This is a genomic window from Chryseobacterium sp. MMO-72 (genome assembly GCF_037146035.1).
GTDB classification, from domain to species: domain Bacteria; phylum Bacteroidota; class Bacteroidia; order Flavobacteriales; family Weeksellaceae; genus Chryseobacterium; species Chryseobacterium indicum.
Map to the genome: position 1 here is coordinate 22,196 of NZ_JBBCWG010000020.1, position 25,043 is coordinate 47,238.

Consider the following 25,043-nt stretch of genomic DNA (forward strand, 5'->3'; position numbering starts at 1 on the left):
ATCTTTTATGAATATCCATCAAACAGCAAGCCGAAACGGAAAAATTATGAAGTTGAAGAATATAAGCAGAAAGTTTTGTAACGATTAAAAAGCTTCAACCTCCCTGCTTCCTTCTTCAATCAGATACTAAGAATTATAGGCATCTTCCAGATCCTGAATAACAATTTTGTGCATTCCCATCATCGCCTGAAATACTTGCTGACCTTTTACCGGATCTGATCCGTTCATGAGTTCCAGCAATCTTTTGGGAACAATCTGCCAACTCAAGCCAAACTTATCTTTCAGCCAGCCACACATACTTTCTCTTCCTCCATCTGCCGTTAAAGCATTCCAATAATGATCGGTTTGTTCCTGATCATCCGTCATTACGACCATAGAAATTCCTTCATTGAAATCGAACTGATGATCGTAAGAATTATCCATACAGAAGAAACTGTATCCATCAATTTCAAAATGGGCATGCTGAATATTTTCTGCCGGTTCAGGAGCAGGATGTCCTTCGCTTCCATCGCCGTATCTTAAAATATTTCCGATTTTAGAATTCGGGAAAACCTTAGTGTACAATTCCATCGCTTCCATTGCTTTTCCGTTATTTTCATGAATAAACATTAAGGTAGGAATTATTTTCTGTTCAGTTTGTTTTTCACCTAAAAAGATTTGCCACGTTACATCATATTTATCTTTCAGCCAGCCGTATTTTTTGCTCCAGGAATAAGAATCCAGAGGCATTAAAGCCGTTCCGCCTTCCAATAATCCGTCCCAATACTTTTGCACCTCATCTTCAGTTTCACAAATCACCATAAACGAAACCGATGCATTTTTTTTGAAATGAGGACCGCCATTCAGCATCATCATTTTCTGACCGAAAAGCTCGATATTCATCACCATCGGAGTATCTGCGGTAATTTTTCCGTCAAATATTCTGCAGTAGAATTCTGCGGATTCTTTTGCGTCTCCGTCATACCAGAGACACGGGAAAATAGTGTTGTTCATATTTTTAAATTTTATTTTTTTGCTTTGAACACCAATAGCTTCAAATGTTTTTCACGAATAATCACAAATGATTCGAAAGGTTCAGCTTGACATCTCTGATACCAACAGTTTATCTAGCGATATAACTGATGCGTGTCATGCTGAGCTTATCAAAGCATTTAACCAAAATTTATAATGAAAATGTATGCAGATATTGGTGCAGTTTGTGTTCGATATCAATTTTTAAAGGAAAAATTATTTTCCTGCATATAGGCTTTGAGTTTGTGCATTGTACTTTTTCCGAAACCGTGAAGCTGCAGAATTTCCTTTTCAGAATACTCTGAAAGTTTTTCAAGAGAATCAATCTTTTCCTTTGCCAGAGCTCTTCGGGCAGGAGCGGCAAGAATTCCCTGTAAAAAAGTTCCAGTGACTGCATGACTCACCGCGCAAATGGAATTTAAACATTTTGCCATTATCACTAAATTGATCATGATTCTGAAAATTAAAAATCTTTCTTAATTATTTTCTACATACTTATGAAAATTGTTCAGAATTGCATACCATCCTTCTCTCTGCATTTCGACAGGATTCTGTGTTTCCGGATCGAAAATAATCTGTACGCTGGTTGTATTTTCATCCATCTTATCAAAAGTTATCTCTGCTTTTCTTCCGTCTTCCATGTGATACCTGATTTTCTCATACGGAATCACTTCATCATAAGTTCCCACAAAATCGAATCCAAAGCTTTTATCTTTGGCTTCCATCCTGTTTTTGAACTGTCCTCCGACTCTGAGATCGTTTTCTGAACTCGGACATTCCCAGGATTCGTGGGCGAAATTCCATTTGGTAATATGTTCCGGACCGTTGTAATAGTCCCAGACTTTCTGAACAGGTGCCAGAATTGTAATATCGATGTGAATTGGTTCCATAATATTATTTTTAAAGGTGTAAAAGGCAACCAAAGTTCGGTTGCCCTTTCAATATAATTAGTTTAAAGATAAGTCTATTTTACGTATTCTTCGTTATAATTGATCATCCAGTGTACGCCGTATTTATCCTGAAAGCTTCCGAAATAATCGCCCCAGAACTGGTCTTCAATGGGCATTTCCACATTTCCGTCTTCAGAAAGCCCTTTGAAAATTCTGTCGGCCTCATCTCTGGAATCCGGAAAAACAGAAACGTAATTGTTATTTCCCACATTCAGTTTTTGTCCAAAACTTGGAACGATGTCTGATGCCATCAGTAAATCTCCACCTATCGGAAGTGCAATATGCATTACCCTGTTTTTCTCTTCGTCCGATAAATGTTCAGTTCCGGGAGCATTGCCCATTCTGTAAATTTCACCAACGAACTCTCCGCCGAAAACGGATTTGTAAAAATTGAAAGCTTCTTCTGCTTTCCCATCAAAATTTAAGTAAGGATTTAATTTAGCCATGATTTTTTTTATTTTTTTTTGTTAAACACAGAAAGCACTAATTTTTTCACGAATACCACGAATAATATTTGTGGAATTTGTGTATTAATATTTTAAACACAAATAGCTCTAATATTTTTCACGAATAACACTAATAATATTTGTGGGATTTGTGCGTTTGATTAGTGTTTTCATCGATAATTTGTCATTCTAACGAAGGAAGAATCTATTTTTATCATTTTTTTAATATCAGATCATTCAAGAGAATTTCCGTTAAAAATGACAAAGAAATATCCGCACAAATTTTTTTTACTAAAATTTATGTAAGAATTAATTGTATTGATTTAAATTTTACTCTTTAGGCATTTGGGACGGATCTGCAAACATTACATTCCAGCCATGTCCGTTGATATCCCAAAAGGAATTGTGATACATCCATCCGTAATCCTGCGGTTCTTCATGCTGTGTTGCACCATTCGCCACAGCGGTATTTACCATCTGATCTACCTGTTCACGGGTATCTAAACTTATGGCGACCAAAACCTGCGTTGTATCTCCTTTCGGAACCGGTCTTTCTGAAAAAGTCTGGAAAAATTCTTCCGTTAAAAACATTACGTAGGTATTATCGTTCATAACAACACAAACGGATTGGTCATTGGACATTTCATCATTGGTTGGGAAGCCTAATTTTGTCCAGAATTCTCTTGTTTTCTGTACATCTTTCACCGGAAGATTCACATAAATCTGATTGATTTTCATTTTGATGTTTTTATTGTTAAAATTATACTCAAAGTTATCAAGTTAAAATAAAAATCAACTTGCCATAAGACAAGATTTAAATTTTCTTCGGATGGGAAACCAGCTCTTTACGGATTCTGCTTAAAGAAGTATCTGTAATTCCCAGAAATGAAGCAATCTGCTTTAAGGGAGCAAACTGTACTACATGCGGCTTCTGCTCTAAAAGATTGAGATAACGTTTGGTTGCGGAAAGGGTAAACATTTCTACGGAACGCTGTTTACCAAAGAAAAGCTGCTGAGACATCCATGCTCTCCCCCATTCTCTGAGATTGGGAATTTTATGAAACAGTTCCTGAAAAGTTTCAAAATCAAACTTCCAGCATTCGCAGTCTGTAATGCAGACAATATTTTCCTGAGTGGGAATTCTCTGAAACAGTGAAGAAACTTCAATAATGATTTCATTTTCAACAAAAAAATTAATCGTTACATCATTTCCGTTAAAATCGTTGACAAATGAGCGGGCAAGACCTTTCTCCAGAATATAATATTCGTTGGCGGTTTTTCCTTCTTTCAGTATAAAATCTCCTTTATGAAAAAAAACTTTTTCATGTGCCTGAAATATTTCATCCAGCTCATCATCAAGGAAAAAAGGGAAATCGTAGCAGATTTGTAAGGCTTTATTGCTCATCAAGTAAATGTTTTTCAAAGCTTTAAAAATAAAATTTTTCCCGGAACTGATGAAGCAATTCTTAAACAAAGTGATGATTTGTGGTAGCTTATTTTTGCGTAATCCTTTACAATAAGTATATTCCGGATCTGTCCCGATTACAATTAATGACAAAAGAAGTGTTAATCTTTATAAATCCTTTGAGTGGATTCTTTTGAAATCACAAAATCAAGAAAAACTTTCAAATCTAAAATTTAAAACAGAGAAAGCTGTATAGGTTTTGGACTGGAAGGTTTCTGGGCATCTCCAAATACAGTTTTTCCTCCAAACCGCCATGAATTCTGTCTTTCTTCTTCAATGACTTCCTGAATATCAAAATCGGGAGTAAAATCCTTTTCAGTTGATTCAATAATCTGGTGAAGCTTGTTTAACGTTTTTAATTTATCTGAATTTCCCAGTTTGGATCTTTCGATTCCTGATTTTAAAATCTGCAAACTTTCGTCATACACTTTGGTAGGAACCGGAAACGGATGACCGTCTTTTCCGCCATGGGCAAATGAAAATCGGGCTGGATCTTTAAATCTCGACGGTGCACCATGAATGACTTCGCTTACCAAAGCCAGAGACTGCATTGTTCGCGGACCGACACCTTCCAGCATGAGCAGATCTTCGAAATTTTGCGGCTGCTGTTCTCTTGTTACATATAAAAGTGCTCCAAGTCGTTTCAGATCTACATCCGAAGCCTGAACATCGTGACGATTAGGAAGAATTAATCTTGAAAAATCGCTCATGATTTCCGCGGAATCGGTGTGGGAAATTTCCAGAATTCCTTTTCTGTTCCCAGAAGCTTCCTCATCGGTAAGGTTTAAAATGGTTCCTCTTGAAATTCCGTTGATTCCGGTGTGAGGTTCTTCCACAAAGGATTTTATATTTTCCGAATGCCAATGATAGCGTCTTGCCGTTCCGTCCGATTCGTGCATTCCCTGCTGAACAACGCTCCAGTTTCCGTTATCCGACAGAATAAAATTATGCAGATACAGTTGATATCCATCCTGAATTGCCGTATTATCCACTTTTGCCGAAAGTTTGCTGGCTTTTACGAGATCATTTCCGTTCAATCCTGTTTTATCAGCAATCTGAAGTAATTCTGAAGGAGTTTCGCGGGAAAATTTCCCTTTTCCGCCACAAATATACAATCCCAGCGACTGGGAATTTGGATTGATGGAACGTTTCAAAGCTCCCATTACGGAGGTTGTAATTCCTGAAGAATGCCAATCCATTCCCATCACCGCGCCAAAACTCTGAAACCAGAAAGGATCTGCCAGTCGGCGGAGAACTTCGTCTTTTCCATACTCCATGAGAATTACCTCAACAATAGAGAGCCCGAGAATTGACATCCGTTCATATAGCCAAGGCGGTACTTTGCCATAGTGAAGGGGTAAATCTGCGGTTCCGGAACGTTTCATTGTGTAAAGGTAAGCGGAAAGTTTTTAATTTTTAATGATTGTGATCAGTAATTTTATGGAAAACAGGAAAGAAAAAAGTCCTGCAGACTATGCAGGACTCCGATTTTTTATGGATCGGTTTTTATTTCAACGCAGCTAATGCAGCCTGATAATCGGGTTCATCTGCAATTTCTGATACCTGCTCTGTGTAAACCACTTTATTGTTTTCATCCGCTACAATGACAGCACGGCTTAAAAGTCCTTTCATTGGCGAATCTGTAATGGTTACTTCGTAATCATCTCCAAAACTGCTTCTGAAATCTGATAACGTTTCTACATTATTAAGACCTTCCGCGGCACAGAATCTTCCCAAAGCAAAAGGCAAATCTTTAGATACATTAATAACGACTGTATTTTCTAAAGCTGAAGCTTCTTCATTGAATTTTCTTGCCGATGATGCGCAAGTCGGGGTATCGATACTTGGGAAAATGTTGAACACTTTCTTCTTTCCTTCGAAAGTTTCCAGAGTTTTCACATTAAGCCCAGAATCTACCAAAGCAAAATCTTTAATTGTGCTTCCTACTGACGGTAAAGTTCCTATTGTATTTACTGCATTTCCTTTTAATGTAATACTTGACATAATTTGTTTTTTTAATGTTTTTCAAATTTAGCTAAAAAAGAAAACTTTTCCCATCAAATAATGGTTAAAAAATAATTAATCTGGAAAGAAATACCAATGACGGGTCTTTTACATTCAATGGATTCAAAATAGTAACCGAAATTATTAGCAATATACTTAACAGAAGCTCCTTTTATAAAGGGGCTTTCTTATTAAAAAACGGAAGATAAAAAACAAATCCTCCCGAAAATGAGAGGATTTATTATGAAGACTATGTCGTAGAAAATTTAAATAAATATAAACTTTTAAGCATGAGCTTTTCTGAATTTAATCATGCTTAAAATAAACAGTCCTAAAAGTCCCAGAATAAAATAGCCTTCCGCAACCTGAAGCTGAATCTGAGGTTTTATGAATGCTGCAATTCCATAGCTTAATGCTGAAGTAATAATGAAGGCTACTCCACCCGTTAAACCGCCTGCAATTCCGGCGGAATTGGGAAATCTTCCGATACAGTAGGAAAAATAATTGTTGAAAATAAATCCTGCTGTTACGTGAATGAAAAAAGCAAAAGCAACCAGACTGTAAATATTATTGGAGAAATACGAAGCGGCAAACATAACAGCAATCAGAAGCAACTGAATAAAATTGGCGTTTCTTATTTTAGGTAAAAAAGCTTTATTAATTAATGCCTTTCCTAAAAATCCGCCCGTCATCCATGCAAAACCGAGAATAAGAGAAACATATCCTGCCACAACTTCGGAATAGCCCATTTTATGCTCAATAATAAAGGAACCACAAAGATTAAAAAACATAATCATCGAGTAACTCAAACCACACATAATCATTCCGTAGAAAAAATCTTTAGCTTTGAACATGGAGTTGTATTCTTTAATCAGGAATTCCACATGAAAAGGATTTCTCTTTTTTAATGTTTCACCAGAGAATATAAATTCAAGAATCAGCAATAACAAACTGTACCCTGCCAAAACGTAGAAATTTGACTGCCATCCAAAGTTTTTCTGCAGATATCCTCCGATAAACGGTGCAACAATAGGTCCAACTGACCATACAATAGTCATGATGCTGAGATAATGCTTCCGCTCTTCTCCTTCATAAACATCCACAAAAAAAGCTCTCTTGGCAACGACAGCAAAGCCTGATAAAACTCCCTGCAAAACACGCATTGCATAGATCACAAAAATATTCTGCGTTGTAGCGGTAATTAAAAAAGAAGCGACAAAAAGTGCCAGAGAAATCATGGAAACTTTATATCTTCCGAAAGAATCTACAATACTTCCGGCAAAAAACTGGGTAAGGCCGTAACTGATTAAAAATATGGATAAAGTAAGCTGTATATTGCTTTCCGTTTGTTGCAGTTCTGTTGCCATACTCGGCATGGAAGGAAGATAAATATCCGTTGCCAGTCCGGACATCGGAATAACCGCAAATGCCAAAACCGTAGCAATAAATTTGTTTTTTTCTTTAAGGGTAACCATCGCTGATGTTAAAAATTATCAATTGAAAATCCAGATTTCCGGAAAAAAATCCTGAAAATCTGAATTCATGCAATTTTAATTATTGACTAATTTCATTGATCCTTCGCTGTATCTTTCACCAACGTCGGGATATTTTTTTAAGATCGAATCTATTGTTTTCAGGTCGGATTCTGAAAGCTCAATTTTGGTTGCTTCAATATTTTCTTCTAAGTATTGGATGCGTTTCGTTCCCGGAATCGGAATGATATCCTCTCCCTGATTCAAAACCCACGCTAAAGCAAGCTGAGTCCCTTTTACGCCTTTTGAAGCCGCAAAATCATTGATTTCCTGAGCTAAATTTCTGTTATTTTCAAGATATTTTTCCTGATAACGCGGTAAAGATTTTCTGAAATCTTCATCTGTAAAATTCTGAGCTTCATTAATATTCGAAAAAAGTCCTCTTGCTAAAGGTGAATAAGGAACTAAAGTGATTCCCAGTTCGCGGATTACAGGCAGAATTTCACGCTGCACATCTTTCGTAAGCAGGGAATATTCTGACTGCAATGCTGTAATCGGATGAATTTCATGTGCTTTTCTGATTGATTCCGCAGAAGCTTCGGATAAACCTAAATATTTCACTTTTCCTGCCTTTACGAGATCTGCCATTGCTCCTACCGTTTCTTCCACAGGAATATTGGGATCTACTCTGTGCGCATAGTACAAATCAATTTCATCAATTTTAAGGCGCTGAAGGCTTAAATCCACTGCCTTCTTGATCCATTCCGGTGAACCGTCGAAATACGTTCCCGGAGCGCCACTGTGACCGGCTTGCCCGTCTTTAAACCTGAACCCGAATTTGGTTGCGATAAAAATTTTATCACGGTTCGGAACCAAAACTTTTGAAATCAGTTTTTCATTTTCTCCGTTGGCGTACATATCGGCTGTATCCCAAAAGTTGATCCCAAGATCCAAAGATGTATGAAGGGTTTTGATGCTTTCCTGTTCATCCGTTGGTCCGTAAGCAAAGCTCATTCCCATACATCCCAAACCGATAGCCGATAATTCTACACCTGTGTTTCCTAATTTTCTAAATTTCATGATAGCTTGTGATTTTAAAGTTACAGTACAAAATTATAACAGCCGCCGGATGATTTCAATATAGAATTCAAACGAAGAATTATAAAATTCAAACAAGCGCAATTCTTACCGCATTGGGTGTCATTCCGGTTTGTTTTTTAAAATAATTGGTAAAATAGGCAGGTTCTTCAAAGCCTAATCCGTAGGCAATTTCAGAGACATTCCAGTCGGTATGCTTTAATAAGGCATGAGCTTCCTGAATAATTCTTGCCGCAATCTGCTGACTTGTCGTTTTTCCCGTAATTTCCTTTACGGAACGGTTTAATGAATTGACATGAATGGAAAGACTTTCGGCATAATCTACCGGACTTTTCAGTTTTAAAAATCTCTCGGGACTGTCAATGGGAAATTGTCTTTCCAGCAATTCCATGAATAAGGAAGCAACTCTCTGCGAAGCATTCTGATAAGGTTCAAAATTTTCCGCAGGATGCATTTTCATTGTTTCGTGGATCAGAAGATGAAGATAAGCACGCAGCATATCATATTTGTGAAGATAATCGGACTGAATTTCGTTCATCATTTTAATAAAGATATCGGCAACGGTTTTCTGCTGTTCTTCATTGATAAAGAAGACGGGAGTTCCACCAATTTTGAAGAGCTGGGAATCCTGAAGATTTCCCAGACGGTTTCCGTCATGCACAAAATGATCTGTAAAAAGACAGAAAAAACCTTTCTGATCATTATCTTCCGCTTCCCATGAGTAAGGAATTACCGGATTCGAAAAAAGCAAAGCCGGCTGATCCACATAGATCCATTTGTCAGCATAATGCAGTTTTCCTTTCCCGATAATTAGTGAAATTTTATAATAATCTCTTCTGCTGTACGGCGTAATGAGTGAGCAGTTTTCGCGTGAAAAAACATTAAAATGTCCAACTCCGGGAGTTTTGATGCACTCCAGACCGACGCGTTGATAAAATCCTTTTATAGTTTCATTAGATTCCATGCTTCAAAATTATAAAATTCAAACATAAATCTGATCATGAAATAATCATTATAGATAAAATAAAAACGACTGATCTTTCGACCAGCCATTTAAGATTAAATATAATTGGTTTTAATGATGACCTTTTCTGTGTTTGTACCTGTAAGCTTTGGCTTTTTTATCCATGTGTTTATAGCGTTTGTCATTATTTTTATTCCTATTATAAACCGCTACCGGATTCTGTCCTTTGTAATATCTGTTTTTAAACTTAGCATATTTATCCCTTCCTAAAATCCTTTCCAACTCTACATAACGGTCATTTCTCCATCGGTCCGGATTGTTGACATAAATGCTGTTCCAGGAATCATAATCTCTGTAACGGTCGTTCAGTGCATAAATCTGGTTTGCCTGTGTTGTTGAAAGCACCAGATCTGAAATTACACTCTGCCAGTTCACATCCGAGATGCTTCTTCTGTAATCGTTGTAATAATCTGTCTGTGCGTAGGATAAACCAAAAGTTCCTACCAACATCATTGTTATGATTAACTTTTTCATCTTTCATTCAATTTAAATTCTACTGTACAGAAATTTTCAATTTGAATGCCAAAATATTTTTAATCATTTTTAAAGATCATCAAACCAAGTATAAATCATTGATTTTCTTAAATTTATAATCTATTCATAAATTTTTCTTAACGGTTTTAAAAATTCTTAAAATTTTCGCAGATTTCAGTTTTAATTTGTAATTTTAAAAGGAGAAAAGTTCTCCAATCTTTTTCAATCACCGAAAAATCTCAATCGTATGGAAAATATAAAATTTGAAGTATCTCCGTATCAGGATGAATTGCAGATACTTATTGACGGAAAAAAGTCGGGCTATATGTCCATTGAGATCGACGGCAGACTTTTAATTGTCTACTACACCAAACTTGAAGAGGAGCATGAAGGGAAAGGTTACGCCAAAATGCTTCTGGACGAACTCGTTCGTTACGCCGAAGAAAAAGATCTTCTGGTAGATCCTGAATGTGAGTTTGTAAGACAGCAGTTTGAAAATCATCCTGCCCGTTACAAAGACATTTGGCACGCGTAAATTAGTCTTTCCACCAGACTCTGAACTTATTATCTGAAGCATTCAGATCAACAGGTTCGCCGATCATGGGTGTTAAAATATTAAGATTTTTATCTTTTCCGAATTTCGTTACTTTTTCCAGTGGTTCGTTCCAGGCGTGGAGCGCCAATGCAAATTTAGACGAATGTACCGGAATGATATTTTCCGCCTTTACATCAATACTTGCCTGAATAACGTCTTCCGGCAACGCATGAATGTATTTCCATGCTTCATTATACTGTCCGTTCTCCATAAAAGCATAATCGAAAGGACCGTATTTTTCACCAATCATTTTGAAGTGGGTATCGTAACCGCTGTCTCCACCCAAAAAAAGTTTTTTTGTAGGGGTTTCCAAAACATAGGAAGTCCAGAGTGTGACATTTCTTTTGACTTTTCTACCTGAAAAATGTCTTGCAGGAGTATAAATTATTTTAAGATCATTCTTCAAAACAACTTCACTTCCCCACTCTTCTTCGATGAGCTGTTCCGGTTCATAACCCCATCTTTCCAGGTGTGAACCGACTCCCAATGGTAAAATGACCTTTTTTACTTTATTTTTAATGGCTTTTACCGTAGGATAATCCAGATGGTCGTAATGATCGTGGGTAATCACCAGATAATCAAGCTCCGGAATATCTTCCGGCTTAAAAATATCGGCTCCGGAAAAGGCTTTATTGAAAAACTTAAACGGCGAACCGTAAGAACTTAGTACCGGATCAATAAGAAAAGAAACGCCATCAGTCTGAATATAATACGAAGAATGTCCCAACCACACAAAAATATCTTCATTTTTAGGAAGGTTTTTTAAATCTGTATGAATGGATGGAATATTCTTCAGCGGCTTTAAAAGTGGATTTTTTTTGGCAAAGAAGAAATTAAACATTACTTTCGGCATGGAATATCCTTCTGCAAGAGAGGGGGTTTCGCTGAGGTTCTGAAACTGACCGTCTCTGTAATGAGCGGAATGCTGCATTCTTTTTAACCTCTCTCCTTTTGCTTCCGCGCCAAAGACTTCCTGTCCTGTAATTACGAAATATAATAAAACCACTAAAACTGCGACTGCAATAATTGTATAAACCATTTCTTGAAATAATTGTCAAATGTATGACTTTATAAGCTATGACGATTTAAAACTCAAATTCCTTTATTATTATCCGAATAATTTTTAGCAATTGTTGTAACGTCTGGTTTGCAGAGGATTTATTGATATTTTTGTAATATATTCAGTTCGGAATTACGGTTGATTTCTTTGAATCTCCGATGTCACAAAGGAAATGATGCATGATTTTATTGTAAGAAGCTCTTTTTCAATAATTAAACCGCAAAGAAAGACAAAATTGATTTGAATAATGGAAAATTAAGTCAAACAAAGGCGTTTCACTTATATAAGTAATACAAAGTGAAGAAATCCAAAATGCGTTATTTATTTAGAAATATGTTAAAATTTTAAATATTTTGGTTGTTTTTGGTAAACATCAACAATTCATTGTGTTAAAGTAATTATTTTAGCATTGGTAAAATTGAAAATGCGCCTCAGAAATTATTTTATATTAGTATTAATTGTCTCGCTATGCTCTTGCGTGTCTGTAAAAAAGCACAATGAGCAGCAGAAAGTATGTATTTCCCCCGAAAAACTGAAAGAAGATGTAGATTTTGCGTATTCTAAACTAAAAGAAACACATCCGAATCTTTATTGGTACATCACCAAGGAAACGCTGGATTTTAAGTTTGACAGTCTTAAACAAACACTTCAGGAACCTCTTACGCCGCTTCAGTTTTATTTTAAATTGCAGCCTGTGATTGCGGAAATCCGTGAAGGTCATCTTTCGCTGAGAATTCCGTCTAAAAGAATCAGCAAAAAGGAAATTAAAACGCTGGAAGGGAAAAAAGGAATGTTCAGCCGTTTTGAATATTATGTGAAAAACGACAGGCTTTACATTATCGAAAATAAAGATTCGATCCAAAATATAAAGCCGGGAACAGAAATTCTCTCGATTGATACGGTTCCTGTTTCTGAATATATTAAACGGTATAAAAAACTGATCAGCAGCGATGGTTTCAACACGACTTTTCAGCCTTATTTCCTGAAGGATGTTTTCTTTAATTATTATGTTGCAGAAAAAGGCTACGAAGACCGCGCAACTCTGGAAACGGTTTATCATAGGGAAAAGAGGACATATGAACTCACAAGGGAATCAAAATCTGAAGAGGATCTTAAGAAAGACAAGGAAAACAAAAAGCGAACGCAGGAGAAAAAAGTAAACGATTACGTTGCTTTGAGCAATTCTTACAACCGTAATTTTAAATTTTTAGATCAGGACAGTACAATTGCTTATATTCAGGTGAAAAGTTTTTCGGGTGTTTTTTCTTCGAAGTTTTATAAGGAAACGTTCAGAAAGATCAAAAAAGCGGATGCAAAATATTTAATTATTGATATTCGGAACAATTACGGCGGTTCGCTTGAAGAAATCAATAATCTGTATTCTTACCTGAGTTCTGAGCCGTACACTTTGATAAAACCGTCACAGGTAACTTCAAAATCGGCTCCTCTGAAAACCAATTATTTCAGAAAATCCGGTTTTTTACAGTATGCTTTTAAAACATTAATGTATCCCGGATTTTTCTTCGGACAGACTTTCAGCACGTATGAAAAAGACGGTAAATTTTATTACAAAACGAAAGCCGACAAAGTATCTAAACCCAAAAATGATGTTTTTAAAGGGAAAGTTTTTGTGCTGATTAATGGCTCGAGTTTTTCAGCATCTTCTATTTTAACCTCAAAGCTTAAAAATGATAAGAAAGCGGTTCTTGTAGGTGAGGAAACAGGAGGAGCCAATGACGGTACTGTTGCGGGATTTTATTCTTTTCAAACGCTGCCTAATTCCAAGATCGATCTGCCTATCGGTGTTCTTCTGGTACAGCCCAATATTACGTTTACAGATACTCAAAAGGGCGTTGTTCCGGATGTAAAAGTTTCTGAAACCATGGAGGATATTCTTGAGAAAAAAGATCCGCAACTGGATTGGATCATGACTGAAATTGATAAAGAAAAACACCCATAACTGATGCAAAAAAGTATTTTTAAAATCTTAAAAATCATCATTGCGGCTCTGTTTTTATGGTTCATCATTCATTCTGTTTATATTATTACCGATGGTCTTTCTGATCAGGGAAAACGTGCCGATCTTGCCGTGATTCTGGGAAATAAAGTAAATGAAGACGGAACCTTATCGACAAGGCTTGAAAAACGTCTGGAAACCGGAATCGCGTTGTATCAGCAACACAGAATTCAAAAAATTCTCGTGAGCGGAGGTTTGGGAAAGGAAGGTTTCTATGAAGGCGATAAAATAAAAGAATTTCTAATTCGTAAAGGAATTCCTGATTCTGTAATTATCGTTGATAATAAAGGAGATAACACAAGATTAACCGTTGAAAACACGCTTAAACTTGAACCTCAATTACATTTTAAAAGTATTATTGTTGTTTCCCAATATTTCCATGTTACCCGAACCAAAAAACTGTTTGAAGACCAGGGTTTTGAAAATGTAAGTTCAGCAAGTCCGGCTTATTTTGAATGGCGGGATCTGTATTCGATTTTGCGTGAATTTCCGGCTTATTATACGCAGTAAAGGTTTTCGGCGGCTTCGCCGCCGAAAACCAATCAAAATTTATTTTTTCAGTTCAGAGAAAAGCGTTTCAATCTGCTTGATATATTTTCCGTAGAAACCATTGAACCAAACTTTCCCCAGTAAAAGCAGCAAAGGCATGGTGATGATCATGGTAGAAATCAGCGCGATGGCAATTTGCATATCCGTTAAAGGAACCGGTCGTGGAATAAATTCGAGGACGATAATAAGTTCACAGACCAAGAACGGCACAAAAGACAGATAAAAAGAAAGATAGTACTGCTTATTCAGGTTAAACTGATGCAAAAGATCCTGCAGACTGTCATAGGTCTTCATCATCGTCTCGCTCATATTTTTATACAGCTTAAAAAACTGACTGTAAAAGAAAAAGGTTACAAAAACCATAGATCCTATAAGAATTGTGATGTAAAATTTAAACTTAAAAGATCCAGCACAGACTGCAATTAAGGCAAAAGCAAAAACGAAAATTGCCACGGTAGACCAAAATTCCATCCGCATATTTTTACGGATCTTTTCCAGCGGAAGATGAATTCTGTTTTTCTGTTCGATGCTTATTTCAGGGGTTTCTCCAAAAGAATGATCTTCATTCCATGTATTTTTAAGGTCGTCTATATTCATGATGTCTGATTTAAATGTTATTATTTATTTGCGTTTAAGATATCTTTCAGCTTATTTTTGGCGCGGCTCATTTTTACCCTTACATTTCCTTCGGAAATCCCCATCTGTTCGGCGATCTGCTTTCCCGAAAAATCTTCGAGATAATAGAAAATAAAAGCTTTATCAATGGGATTCAACTGATGAATGGCTTTGTACATGGCATTTAGTTTTTCTTCTTTTTCATGATCAAATTCTTCCTGAATAATTTTATATTCCGAAAAATCTTCATTTCCTATAAAGCTTCTTCTTTTTTCGTTTTTAAGGAAAATAATGGCCGTATTCAGGGCAATTCTGTACAGCCAAGTCGAAAATTCACTTTCTCCTTTAAATTTGGCATAGGCTTTCCAGACCTGATAGGTGATCTCCTGAAAAAGATCATCGCGGTCTTCTTTTTCGTCCATGTACATTTTAGAAATCTTAAAAATGATTCCTTTATGTTTTTCTATTTCTCTTAAAAAATCCTGTTCTAATGAGGTCATAGTTTTACGCTCTATAGAATTAGTTTACCCTTCATAAAAATGTTACAGTTTTTTTTATTAAAATAAAAAACCCGACAGAATATTCCGTCGGGCATTGATTTTGTTTTCTTGATTCTGAAAACCTACTCTACTACTATTTTTTTAGAAACAGCAGTATCATCTACACTAATTTTAATGATATAAATTCCTTTTTGTAATCCGTAGATATTAATTTTATTGATTCCTTTATTTAATTTTTCATTTTGTTTTACCAGTTTTCCTGAAACATCATAAATTTCGAATGCCGCATCATTCTTACTATTCTCAATAGTGAACACTCCGTTTTTAACAGGATTTGGATAAACTCTGATTTCATTTGAAATTTCTGAAGTATCTTTCACGGCAAGAATGGTTTGACAATTACCTACCCCCACTGCACACCAAGCATTTTCAACCTGTTGTATTTCGGGTGCATTTGCTCCGAATAGGTCTGCAGCCGCTTGTTTTGTTCCATTATAAGCATCCAGAAAAGTACTGTTTGGCGTGAGATAAGTTGTTAAAGTTTTGTAAGCAATTTTTTCCGCTTTTGCCAGTGTTACTCCTGTTACATTAAACGCTGTTCCCAAGTCATTGGTTCCAGATCCGCCTTGAGAAAGAAGATAAAACCAATAGTTGCCTACTCCGCTGTTGGTATGTACTCCGCAGTAATCATTTGTCTGTCCGGAAGGTGTACATCCTACTACACTCACCCAATAAGTACCGTTGTAGGTATCGGGTTGCTGACCTAAAGCAGGATTAGCGGAATTAGGATTAGACATGCTTCTTATATATCCCGGAGAAACATTAAGAACACCTTCGCCAACCGTCCAGTTAGCAGAAGCTGGAGCTCCGTAAAATTCAATCGCTGTTCCAAAAATATCTGCAAAAGATTCATTCAACGCTCCTGATTCTGACTGATAATTTAGACCTCCCGTTCCATTTCTATCGATAATCATGTGAGAATATTCATGACCGCCCACATCAATGGAAGCCAGAGTATTGGTTGCTCCGGGAGAACCAGGAAGGTTTCCGTTACCAAAAGCCATAAACTGCATGCCGTTTGCCAATTTTACAGCGGTTGCATTAAAGCCATATCCTGCAGGGTACGAAGAACTAAGCTTCGAAAAATCCATATTATAATAATTATTGATGGCAGAACCGTTTCCGTCAAAACTATTTCTGTTAAATTTATTAAGATAATAATCATAAGAGGATTTTATCGCCCAGTGAACTTCTACCGGAGCTTTTGTGGCTGCTGAAGTAAAATTCGCAGAACTGTTTATATATTCCGTAGAACCTGCCAATACAAGATTTCCCCCTGCATCGAGACCAAGCTGTCCTGTAAAACCGGTAGCATCATACGTATGGATTTTTCTTGCATTATCGAGCAGTCTGTAACTTCCATTGTAAGAATCTACCGTAATAGACTGGTTACCTTTGTAGTATGTTGTACTTACAGAAGGAGTATCTGCATGATAAATCTGCGAAAGTGTTTTTACAATTTTTTTTGTATTATTATCAATATAGATCACCTCAGAGAAAAGAGGTTTTAATGAGGAAGTAGCTACAGTAGTGGTGTTATAAAGCTTCACATCTTTACCGGTATACACTTTTGCAATTACGTTTTCTGCTGTTCCGAATGTCAGATTTTCAGAAGCTGTATTTTTTTCATTAGAAATAATCTGTTTTACTTCCTGATCAGAAAGTTGTGCCGCGGTATTAAAATCTGTACTATTTATAAACTCACCATTCACAAAAGTTACCATTCCATCTTTTTCATGAATAGAAATAACATCATCCATTACTTTAATATTTTTAAAATAATGCTGATATACAGAATGTTTAATTCCCAACTCATCCGTAGCAGTCTTTACCAGTGAAAAAGAGTGATCTCCATTGCTTCCCAGCCACTCTCCTAAATGATTAATAAGATAATCCGAAGGAATATTCTGCCCGCTGAAATCAGCACTGAAATTTCCCATTGATGAAGTAGTAATACGCTTAGGAAAATTTTTCACAGAAACTTCTGTGCGGTCTTTCTTCTGAGCCTTCACCAGAGAAAGCGGTGCAATACCGATAGCAAATGAAAAAATCAATGCTTTAACGATTGTAACTGTCTTTTTCATATTATTTTTTTGATTAAATCTGACAGTTAGTAGAAAAAGATAAAGTTTGTTACAAAAAGGACAGTATTTTTTTTAAAAATTCATGAATATTACTTTCTAATTCCCCTTTTTTAAAGCTTTCAGAAGGATATGAACGTCTATGAAATCAAGCTTCACACCGATTAAAATAACCGCAAACAGAACAATGGTAAAAAAAATAACAATAAAAATATAAGCGGAAACAAACCAAAATACCGTGTTCAGGATATTTCCTTTGATTCCGAATTTTTTGATGAAATATTTCTGGGAACGTTCAAACCATGTTTTATCCCTGTTTTTTCTTTGTCTGATCTCTGCTTCAACGCCATTAAGTTCATCCACAAGCCGTACGACATCTTCAATATATTTTCCGTACATATAGTAGATCCAGTACTTTATTAAAATAAACAAAACAAAAATGGCGATCAAAAAACTAACGACAAAAACAGCAAAATGGTAATCTATATTAAACTGAAAATCAATCCGCTCAAGAGAAGAAACAAACGCTAAAGGAATATAAGAGATATAGTATGAAATATAAATTTCTTTGGCAACCAGCAGTTGGGTTTTGATATTGAAAAGATCATAATTGGTATTAATACTCGTCTTCTTGAGCATCTTATACAGCCTTATGAATCTTGAATAAAAATAAATAATAATAGCTACTGTAAGAAATGCCACTAAAACCGAAATGGTCTTTACATTAAAATCTTCCGTTGCAAAAGGAAAACCGATTAAAATCATTGGAAGCGTGAGAATCATCAGCCAAAACTCAGTTTTCATGTTGATTCTGATCATTTCCAGCGGCGAATGTATTTCATTCTGTTTTTCCAAAGAAACTTCCGGAAGTTCCTGATGATCTTTGTCCCAGAGTTCTTTAAAATTTTCTAATTCCATACCTTTTTCTTTACGTTTAGAGAGCCTCTTGTTTTTCAATAATTTCTTTCAGTTTGGTTTTCGCCCGGTTCAGCTTTACTCTTGCATTTACCTCCGTTATGCCCAGTTGTTTTGCAATCTCCTTTCCCGAAAAATCTTCCAGATAGAAAAAAATCAATGCCTTGTCAATCGCGCTCAACTGATGGATTGCCTCATACATCAGCTTCATATTCCTGTCGTCTGCATCATTATAAGACTCCTGATGAACACTAAGATTTTCTATGCTCTGATTCTGTATAAAACTACGTTTTTTTTCGCTTCGGAGAAATACAATGGCAGTATTAAGCGCGGTTCTGTATAACCATGTCGAAAATTCACTCTTCTTCTGAAAATCGCTGTAAGATTTCCACGCCTGATAGATGATCTCCTGGTAGAGATCATTCTGATCGTCGGGATTATCCATATACATCTTCGAGATCTTGAAAATTACACCTTTATGCTTTTCAATCTTCTCTAAGAATTCCATTTCCAGTAAAGACATTATTTAGGCTGTATTTCAGTTAGTAGGAAATGTGGTATTTTGTTACACAAACTATCTTAAATTTTTAAATATCCCTTATTTATGGCTTAATATTTGGAATTGATGAGTAACACCAAAAATATAAATATGCCTTACATTACAAAACAGAACGATCAGAACGTTCAGCTTTACTATGAAGATTTCGGATCCGGACAACCCATTATATTAATCCACGGATGGCCTTTAAGCGGAAAATCGTGGGAAATGCAGATTCCGGTACTTTTAAATTTAGGATATCGTGTGATCGCATACGACAGAAAAGGGTTCGGAAAATCCTCACCTTCTTATGACGGATACGATTATGACGGACTGGCAAAAGATCTTCATGAAATTATCTCACAGTTAGATCTCAAAAATGTTATCCTCTTCGGATTCTCTATGGGAGGTGGAGAAGTTGTGCGTTATTTAACGAATTACGGTTCAGAAAATGTAGATAAGGTTGCTTTAATTTCATCCATTATTCCGATTGTTAAGCAGAAAGACGACAATCCGGACGGAGTTCCTCAGGAAAAATTGGACGAGATCATGAATGCCTTGAAAACAGACCGAATCACTTTTCTTGAATCTTTCCACAAAGACTTTTATAATTTCGGAATGCTTTCAAAGCCTGTAAGCCAGAAACAGCTGGATTTCGACTGGGCAATTGCTTCTTTTGCCAATCCTATTGCCACCATAAAATGTGCTGAAAGCTGGGCAAATACAGATTTCCGTCCCGAGTTAGCCAACGTGAACGTAAGAACACTCATCGTTCACGGAGATGCAGACAATATTGTTCCCATTGATACAGCAGGAAAACAGGCTGCACAGGGAATTGCCAATAACGAATTTGTTATTATTGAAGGCGCACCACACGGTTTAAACGTAACGCATGCAGATGATTTAAACAGCATTATCAGCAGATTTCTAACAGAAAAATAACTTTTCTTCCAAATATATGTTTTTGATTTTTACTAATCAAATAATCCGCAGTCCTTTCAGATTGCGGATTTTGTTGTATGGTCTTTATTTAACTAACTTCAAATTAAGCCGAAAAAATAAAGCTAAGCTTAAGAATAATCAAATTCCTCAAAAGAAGAAAATCAAAGATTTTCACAAACTAATGTGTTCTAATATAAAGCTTAAAATTATTATAAAATCTTATGTGACTTATGTGACTTATGTGTTAAAAAAAACTCTTACGTCTGTTAACTTTTAATAAAGTATCAAAATCTTTTGTGACTTTCTGGTTAATTAAAAGCCTTATTAATCTGTAAAAGTTAACATATTAGTCACATAGGTTTAGTTTGATTAAATATTTAAAAGATCACATAAGAAGAAAATCAAAGATTTTCACAAACTAATGTGTTCTGATATAAAGCTTAAAATTATTATAAAATCTTATGTGACTTATGTGTTAAAAAAACTCTTACGCCTGTTAACTTTTAATAAAGTATCAAAATCAGGTTAAAAGATCATTAATTAAAAAATATAATCCGTACTCAGGAAATTAGAATCATGATCTCTCACAATCGTGTTCAGGAGATTCTTATTGGATTCCGTAACTTTTGCAGCAACCAGAGAACGGATTGAGAACGAACGAAGCGCATCAAAAACAGAAAGCGTTCCTTCTGCACTGTCTTTTCTTCCGGTGAATGGGAAAACGTCCGGTCCGCGCTGAGCCTGACAATTGATATTCACACGGCTTACCAGATTCACAAAAGGATCAATTAATTTTGAAACTTCCATCGCATCTTCACTGAAAATACTTACCTGCATCCCGTGATCTGCATTTACCTGATAATCGATAGGCTCTTCAATATCATCAAAAGGAACCACCGGAATTACAGGCCCGAACTGCTCTTCATGATACAGTTTCATCTCATGATTTACAGGATAAACCACTGCCGGAAACACGAAAGATTCTTCCGTAAAACCGCCGTTATCATTTAAGACTTTTGCACCTTTAGATAATGCATCTTCAATACATTCTTTCAGATAAGAAGGCTTGTTGACTTCCGGAAGCGGAGTAATTTTCACGTCTTTTTCCCATGGAAGTCCCGGTTTCATGGCAGAAACGGCTTCGGTTAATTTGCGGGTAAACTCTTCTGCCACCTCTTTCTGAACGAAAATTAATTTCAAAGCGGTACATCGTTGTCCGTTAAAAGACAGGGAACCTAAAATACATTCGCTCACGGCAACATCCAGATTCGCATGTTTTGTAACGATAGCCGCATTCTTAGCATCTAAACTTAAAATAGCTCTTAAACGATTAACTTTCGGATGCAGTTTTTTCAGTCCGTTCGCTACTTTACTCGATCCGATGAACGCAAGAACATTCACCTTTCCGCTTTCCATGATCGGTGTGATGATTTCCGAGCCTTTTCCGTACAACGTATTTACCGTTCCTTTCGGGAAAGCTTCTTTAAAAGCATTTAATAAAGGATAATGCGCTAAGACACCATGTTTTGGAAGTTTAAACAGAATGGTATTTCCCATGATTAAAGCCGGAATCAGCGTCGTAAAGATTTCATTTAAAGGATAGTTGAAAGGTCCCATGCTTAATACCACGCCAAGCGGCGCTCTTCGGATCTGGGCAATCGTTCCTTCCGCCTGCTGAAAACGGGAAGATTCTCTGTCCAGATCTTTCAGTGCATCAATCGTCTGGTTGATATAATCCACCGTTCTGTCGAATTCTTTCGTAGAATCTGCCAATGTTTTTCCGATCTCCCACATCAGCAATCTGATCACAAGATCTCTCTGCTGAATCATTAAGTATACAAATTTCTGCATACATTTTATTCTCCCTTCCACAGACATTGTTGGCCACTCTCCCAGTCCGTTGTCATACGCTTTTACGCAGGCATCCAAAACTTTCATGGCTTCATCGGGACCGATATTCGGGATGCTTCCCAGCAGTTTTCTCTCCAGACCATTTTCTGTAGGAATGCAGACCGGAGAATAAATATTCTGCACATCGCCATTCCATTTCACCAGTTCTCCGTTGAGAAGATATTCCCGCTGATGAATTTCGGGAACTTTATATGCTTCGGGAATTTCGTTTTCGGATTTGAATATTTCATGAAATGACGGGTTATTTTCTGAACTCATAAATCTTCTATTTTTTAATATGGTAAGGTTAAAATTTGTCTATACTAAAGGTAGACCTAAAAATTGGTTTTAAAATACTCCGTGTAATAGATTTGCTCTATTTAAAACAAAAATTAACATTCCGCCCCTGAAAAAAGAATAATTTTGCCAGACATTCAAACCATCTAAAAAATGAAATTCATGTATTCAAAATTATTTTCCGGTGCGCTGTTACTTTGGGCGGTGTTTACTTTTGCACAAAATTCAAAGTCTGGCAATACCGTTTTGGCAGGAGGAAAACCAGTTCATACCTACGCGAAATTGCCTCCTGTCAGCAAAATGGCTCCCAACTTCACCCTTACCGACGTTACCATGAAAGAGCAGACTCTGGAGTCTTATAAAGGAAAATACATGATCCTGAATATCTTTCCGAGTGTAGATACAGGAGTCTGTTCAGCTTCTGTGCGTCATTTCAATGAAGATGCGGCAAATCTTCCGAACACAGTGGTTTTGTGTATTTCTAAAGACCTTCCGTTTGCACAGAAAAGATTCTGCGGTGCAGAAGGAATTAAAAATGTTGTGATGCTTTCAGATTTCCGTTCAGATTTCGGAAAAAAATATGGTATGGAACTTACCGATTCTGCTATGAAAGGGTTATTGAGCAGAGCAGTTGTTGTAATTGATCCTTCAGGAAAAATCGTATATGAAGAACAGGTAGAAGATATTTCTCACGAACCGAATTATGAAGCGGCGATCGCTGCTGTGAAAAAGTAAGACCGAAAGACTTTTAATTAACCACAAAAGCCACAAAAGATTTTGATGTTTTATTAAAGCTGACAAGCGGAAAAATAAAAAGCTCACAACAGTTTTTAAAAATCTTTGATTTTTATGCTTTGAGGGCTTTAATTATTCTGAAATCTGGTTTTATCATTATCTTTTGTTCTTTTTGTGGTTAAATTACTCTGTCATTCAGAATGAAATTTTGCGAAGCATTATGTAATGAAGAATCTCTTAAAAATGATGGTTTTACGGATTGAATTTTAACCACAAAAGCCACAAAAGATTTTGATGTTTATTAAAGCTGACAAGCGGAAAATAAAAAGCTCACAACAGTTTTTAAAAATCTTTGATTTTTATGCTTTTGGGAACTTAAATTATTCTAAAAATCAGCTTTATCATTATCTTTTGTACCTTTTGTGGTTAAATTTCCCTGTCATTCAGAATGGAATTTTGCGAAGCAATATGCAATGAAGAATCTATTAAGATGCAGTTATTTTTAGATTTTTCGACTCCACTTCGTTTCGCTCAAAATGACAGTGTTGCAGATTGAAATCTAAAAGTTTTTAAACACATTAGTCACATAAGATTTTAAATAATTTCTACGCTTTATATCAGAGCACATTAGTTTGTGAAAATCTTCGATTTTCTTCTTATGTGATCTTTTAAATATTTCATTAAACTAAACTTATGTGACTAATGTGTTATATTTTAAAAACAGTAAAATCACTCTGTCATTCAGAATGAAATTTTGCGAAGCATTATGGAATGAAGAATCTACTAAAACGTTTTGATTTGAGATTTTTCGGCTCCACTTCGTTTCGCTCAAAATGACAGTGTTGAGGCTTAAGAAGGTTTTTTTTAACCACAAAAGCCACAAAAGATTTTGATGTTTTATTAAAGTTAATAAGCATAAGAATAAAAGAGCACAACAGTTAAAAAATCTTTGATTTTTATGCTTTTGAGGGCTTTTATTATTCTAAAAATCAGCTTTATCATTATCTTTTGTGACTTTTGCGGTTAAAGAAAGTAATCATATTTAGCTTGTTTTTTACAATCTTCAGCGCTGAAAAACCATAATAAAATTGTAATTTTCGGCAAATAAAAAATATGAAGAAAGTCGGGATCATCGGTTGTGGCTGGTTGGGAAACCATTTGGCGGAACGTCTGTCGAAAAGCTATGAAATTTTTGCTACCACCACAACAGAAGCGAAACTGGATGTTCTGAAAGCTAAAGGATATCATGCGGATCTTGTAAAATTTCCTGATGAAACTGATGCTGACATGAAACCGTGGAAAATAGCTTCCGAACTGGACGCTATTATTGTTGCCGTTCCTTTTTCGGGACTCAGAGGCTCCAGAATTCCGATGACGGGAAAAAGGGAAAACCTGCTTCGTTTTATAGGAGATTTTAACCGTCAGATTTTTTATACAAGTTCCACAGGCGTTTATCCGGATATCGAAAAAGAATTTACGGAGGATGATCTTCCGGCAGTGGAAGTGGAAAGCGAAAGCTTTATTCTGGAGAAATTTCCTCAGACCAATATTCTGAGACTGGGCGGTTTAATGGGCGGCGAAAGATTGCTGAAAAATTATAATATATCCCATCTGGATCAGTTGGTGAATCATATTCATTACGCAGATATATGTTCGGTTGTTGAAAAAATGTTAGATCAGAAGTCTCAGGCTAAAGTTTATAATATTGTTGCGCCGATTCATCCCAACAAAGAAGAAGTCATCAATGTTCAGAAAGATCTGGCTTATGAAGGGGAGAGGAGAACAGCAGGAAGAATAATTTCCCCTGCAAAATTAATGGAAGAGCTGAATTTTGAATTTCAATATCCCGATCCGAGATATTTTCACCTGAATGTAAATAATTAATATATGCTGAGTATTTTTTTAGCTTGCGGATCTGTTTTCGAGCCTTTAATGGGAATGTTGTTTTCTACGGTTGCCTGTATCGGTATCCTGATATTTTTAGCGGTTCGTTTCTTTAAAGGCGAAAATTATACCCTGTTGAAAAACTCAGGAACCGCGAACAAAACCTTCAGTATTATTCTGTATGGTGCAGCAGGAATTGTAGTGACGGCTTTTGTCTGGTTTATTCTCACCTTTATGTTTACGGCACTTGTTTTCTGGTATACCAAGAATTTTTAGAGTTTTTGACTTAAATTTTAGAGTATTTTTTAAGTAGAAAGATCCTTCCACAAGTTCAGCGTGACTTCTCCGGTGCAAACTGTTATTTTCAACGGTGTAACACTGAGCTTGTAGAAGGTTTATTATAAAATAATTGACAAGACAA

26 protein-coding genes are annotated in these 25,043 nt (G+C 36.1%); 7 read left to right on the forward strand and 19 right to left on the reverse strand.

Annotated features, from left to right (window positions below; translation table 11 throughout):
* Positions 1-126: 126 nt before the first annotated feature.
* The 12 genes from WFH39_RS19795 to WFH39_RS19850 form a co-directional block, all read right to left on the reverse strand.
* Positions 127-993, reverse strand: coding sequence for a VOC family protein (locus tag WFH39_RS19795; protein ID WP_336691161.1), 867 nt, complete (start codon positions 991-993; stop codon positions 127-129).
* Between the two features lie 215 nt (positions 994-1,208).
* Positions 1,209-1,445 carry a hypothetical protein gene (locus WFH39_RS19800; protein WP_336691162.1) on the reverse strand — a complete coding sequence of 79 codons (237 nt, stop codon included), beginning with the start codon at positions 1,443-1,445 and terminating at the stop codon, positions 1,209-1,211.
* Positions 1,446-1,487: 42 nt separating this feature from the next.
* Positions 1,488-1,901, reverse strand: coding sequence for an SRPBCC family protein (locus tag WFH39_RS19805; protein WP_185204943.1), 414 nt, complete (start codon positions 1,899-1,901; stop codon positions 1,488-1,490).
* Between the two features lie 74 nt (positions 1,902-1,975).
* Positions 1,976-2,407: a VOC family protein gene (locus WFH39_RS19810; RefSeq protein ID WP_214590130.1), complete on the reverse strand. Its 432-nt coding sequence runs from the start codon at positions 2,405-2,407 to the stop codon at positions 1,976-1,978.
* A 330-nt stretch (positions 2,408-2,737) separates the two neighbouring features.
* Complete coding sequence (locus WFH39_RS19815) at positions 2,738-3,145, reverse strand: VOC family protein (RefSeq protein WP_235130327.1); 408 nt, start codon at positions 3,143-3,145, stop codon at positions 2,738-2,740.
* A 76-nt stretch (positions 3,146-3,221) separates the two neighbouring features.
* On the reverse strand, positions 3,222-3,812 hold the full coding sequence (locus tag WFH39_RS19820; protein WP_336691163.1) for a Crp/Fnr family transcriptional regulator: 591 nt from the start codon (positions 3,810-3,812) through the stop codon (positions 3,222-3,224).
* A 233-nt stretch (positions 3,813-4,045) separates the two neighbouring features.
* A complete protein-coding gene (locus WFH39_RS19825; RefSeq protein ID WP_336691164.1) occupies positions 4,046-5,257 on the reverse strand; it encodes a DUF763 domain-containing protein in 1,212 nt (403 codons plus the stop codon).
* 121 nt (positions 5,258-5,378) lie between these two features.
* Positions 5,379-5,876 carry a thiol peroxidase gene (gene tpx, locus WFH39_RS19830; RefSeq protein ID WP_214590134.1) on the reverse strand — a complete coding sequence of 166 codons (498 nt, stop codon included), beginning with the start codon at positions 5,874-5,876 and terminating at the stop codon, positions 5,379-5,381.
* A gap of 284 nt (positions 5,877-6,160) precedes the next feature.
* A complete protein-coding gene (locus tag WFH39_RS19835) occupies positions 6,161-7,351 on the reverse strand; it encodes an MFS transporter (RefSeq protein WP_336691165.1) in 1,191 nt (396 codons plus the stop codon).
* A gap of 75 nt (positions 7,352-7,426) precedes the next feature.
* Complete coding sequence (locus WFH39_RS19840; RefSeq protein ID WP_336691166.1) at positions 7,427-8,428, reverse strand: aldo/keto reductase; 1,002 nt, start codon at positions 8,426-8,428, stop codon at positions 7,427-7,429.
* An 88-nt stretch (positions 8,429-8,516) separates the two neighbouring features.
* Complete coding sequence (locus WFH39_RS19845) at positions 8,517-9,410, reverse strand: helix-turn-helix domain-containing protein (RefSeq protein WP_336691167.1); 894 nt, start codon at positions 9,408-9,410, stop codon at positions 8,517-8,519.
* A gap of 111 nt (positions 9,411-9,521) precedes the next feature.
* Positions 9,522-9,944 carry a hypothetical protein gene (locus WFH39_RS19850; RefSeq protein ID WP_336691168.1) on the reverse strand — a complete coding sequence of 141 codons (423 nt, stop codon included), beginning with the start codon at positions 9,942-9,944 and terminating at the stop codon, positions 9,522-9,524.
* 247 nt (positions 9,945-10,191) lie between these two features.
* Here WFH39_RS19850 and WFH39_RS19855 point away from each other — a divergent pair, with 247 nt between their 5' ends.
* Positions 10,192-10,479 (forward strand): GNAT family N-acetyltransferase, encoded by a 288-nt coding sequence (locus tag WFH39_RS19855; protein WP_336691169.1) that lies wholly within the window; start codon positions 10,192-10,194, stop codon positions 10,477-10,479.
* A 1-nt stretch (position 10,480) separates the two neighbouring features.
* On the opposite strand, the gene WFH39_RS19860 is transcribed toward WFH39_RS19855, so the two are convergent.
* Positions 10,481-11,578: an MBL fold metallo-hydrolase gene (locus WFH39_RS19860; RefSeq protein ID WP_336691170.1), complete on the reverse strand. Its 1,098-nt coding sequence runs from the start codon at positions 11,576-11,578 to the stop codon at positions 10,481-10,483.
* 499 nt (positions 11,579-12,077) lie between these two features.
* Between WFH39_RS19860 and WFH39_RS19865 the strand changes: the two genes are divergently transcribed.
* Positions 12,078-13,559, forward strand: coding sequence for a S41 family peptidase (locus WFH39_RS19865; RefSeq protein WP_336691171.1), 1,482 nt, complete (start codon positions 12,078-12,080; stop codon positions 13,557-13,559).
* A gap of 3 nt (positions 13,560-13,562) precedes the next feature.
* The gene (locus WFH39_RS19870) at positions 13,563-14,126 is read left to right on the forward strand and encodes a YdcF family protein (RefSeq protein ID WP_336691172.1); all 564 of its coding nucleotides are present in this window, start codon (positions 13,563-13,565) and stop codon (positions 14,124-14,126) included.
* A gap of 39 nt (positions 14,127-14,165) precedes the next feature.
* Here WFH39_RS19870 and WFH39_RS19875 read toward each other — a convergent pair whose 3' ends face one another.
* The 5 genes from WFH39_RS19875 to WFH39_RS19895 form a co-directional block, all read right to left on the reverse strand.
* Positions 14,166-14,762, reverse strand: coding sequence for a hypothetical protein (locus tag WFH39_RS19875; protein WP_336691173.1), 597 nt, complete (start codon positions 14,760-14,762; stop codon positions 14,166-14,168).
* A 20-nt stretch (positions 14,763-14,782) separates the two neighbouring features.
* Complete coding sequence (locus WFH39_RS19880; RefSeq protein ID WP_336691174.1) at positions 14,783-15,280, reverse strand: RNA polymerase sigma factor; 498 nt, start codon at positions 15,278-15,280, stop codon at positions 14,783-14,785.
* Positions 15,281-15,402: 122 nt separating this feature from the next.
* Entirely contained in the window at positions 15,403-17,424 is a 2,022-nt protein-coding gene (locus WFH39_RS19885; RefSeq protein ID WP_336691175.1) for a M4 family metallopeptidase, read from the reverse strand.
* A 96-nt stretch (positions 17,425-17,520) separates the two neighbouring features.
* A complete protein-coding gene (locus WFH39_RS19890; protein WP_336691176.1) occupies positions 17,521-18,339 on the reverse strand; it encodes a hypothetical protein in 819 nt (272 codons plus the stop codon).
* Between the two features lie 16 nt (positions 18,340-18,355).
* Positions 18,356-18,859 carry an RNA polymerase sigma factor gene (locus WFH39_RS19895; protein ID WP_235130308.1) on the reverse strand — a complete coding sequence of 168 codons (504 nt, stop codon included), beginning with the start codon at positions 18,857-18,859 and terminating at the stop codon, positions 18,356-18,358.
* A 102-nt stretch (positions 18,860-18,961) separates the two neighbouring features.
* Here WFH39_RS19895 and WFH39_RS19900 point away from each other — a divergent pair, with 102 nt between their 5' ends.
* Entirely contained in the window at positions 18,962-19,816 is an 855-nt protein-coding gene (locus WFH39_RS19900) for an alpha/beta fold hydrolase (RefSeq protein ID WP_336691177.1), read from the forward strand.
* A 540-nt stretch (positions 19,817-20,356) separates the two neighbouring features.
* Here the strand turns inward: WFH39_RS19900 and WFH39_RS19905 are convergent.
* Positions 20,357-21,985: an NADP-dependent glyceraldehyde-3-phosphate dehydrogenase gene (locus WFH39_RS19905; protein ID WP_336691178.1), complete on the reverse strand. Its 1,629-nt coding sequence runs from the start codon at positions 21,983-21,985 to the stop codon at positions 20,357-20,359.
* A gap of 180 nt (positions 21,986-22,165) precedes the next feature.
* Here WFH39_RS19905 and tpx (WFH39_RS19910) point away from each other — a divergent pair, with 180 nt between their 5' ends.
* From tpx (WFH39_RS19910) to WFH39_RS19920, 3 genes are all read left to right on the forward strand, one after another.
* On the forward strand, positions 22,166-22,738 hold the full coding sequence (tpx, locus tag WFH39_RS19910; RefSeq protein ID WP_336691179.1) for a thiol peroxidase: 573 nt from the start codon (positions 22,166-22,168) through the stop codon (positions 22,736-22,738).
* A gap of 1,113 nt (positions 22,739-23,851) precedes the next feature.
* Entirely contained in the window at positions 23,852-24,622 is a 771-nt protein-coding gene (locus tag WFH39_RS19915) for a hypothetical protein (protein ID WP_336691180.1), read from the forward strand.
* A 3-nt stretch (positions 24,623-24,625) separates the two neighbouring features.
* The gene (locus WFH39_RS19920) at positions 24,626-24,898 is read left to right on the forward strand and encodes a hypothetical protein (protein WP_336691181.1); all 273 of its coding nucleotides are present in this window, start codon (positions 24,626-24,628) and stop codon (positions 24,896-24,898) included.
* Positions 24,899-25,043 lie beyond the last annotated feature (145 nt).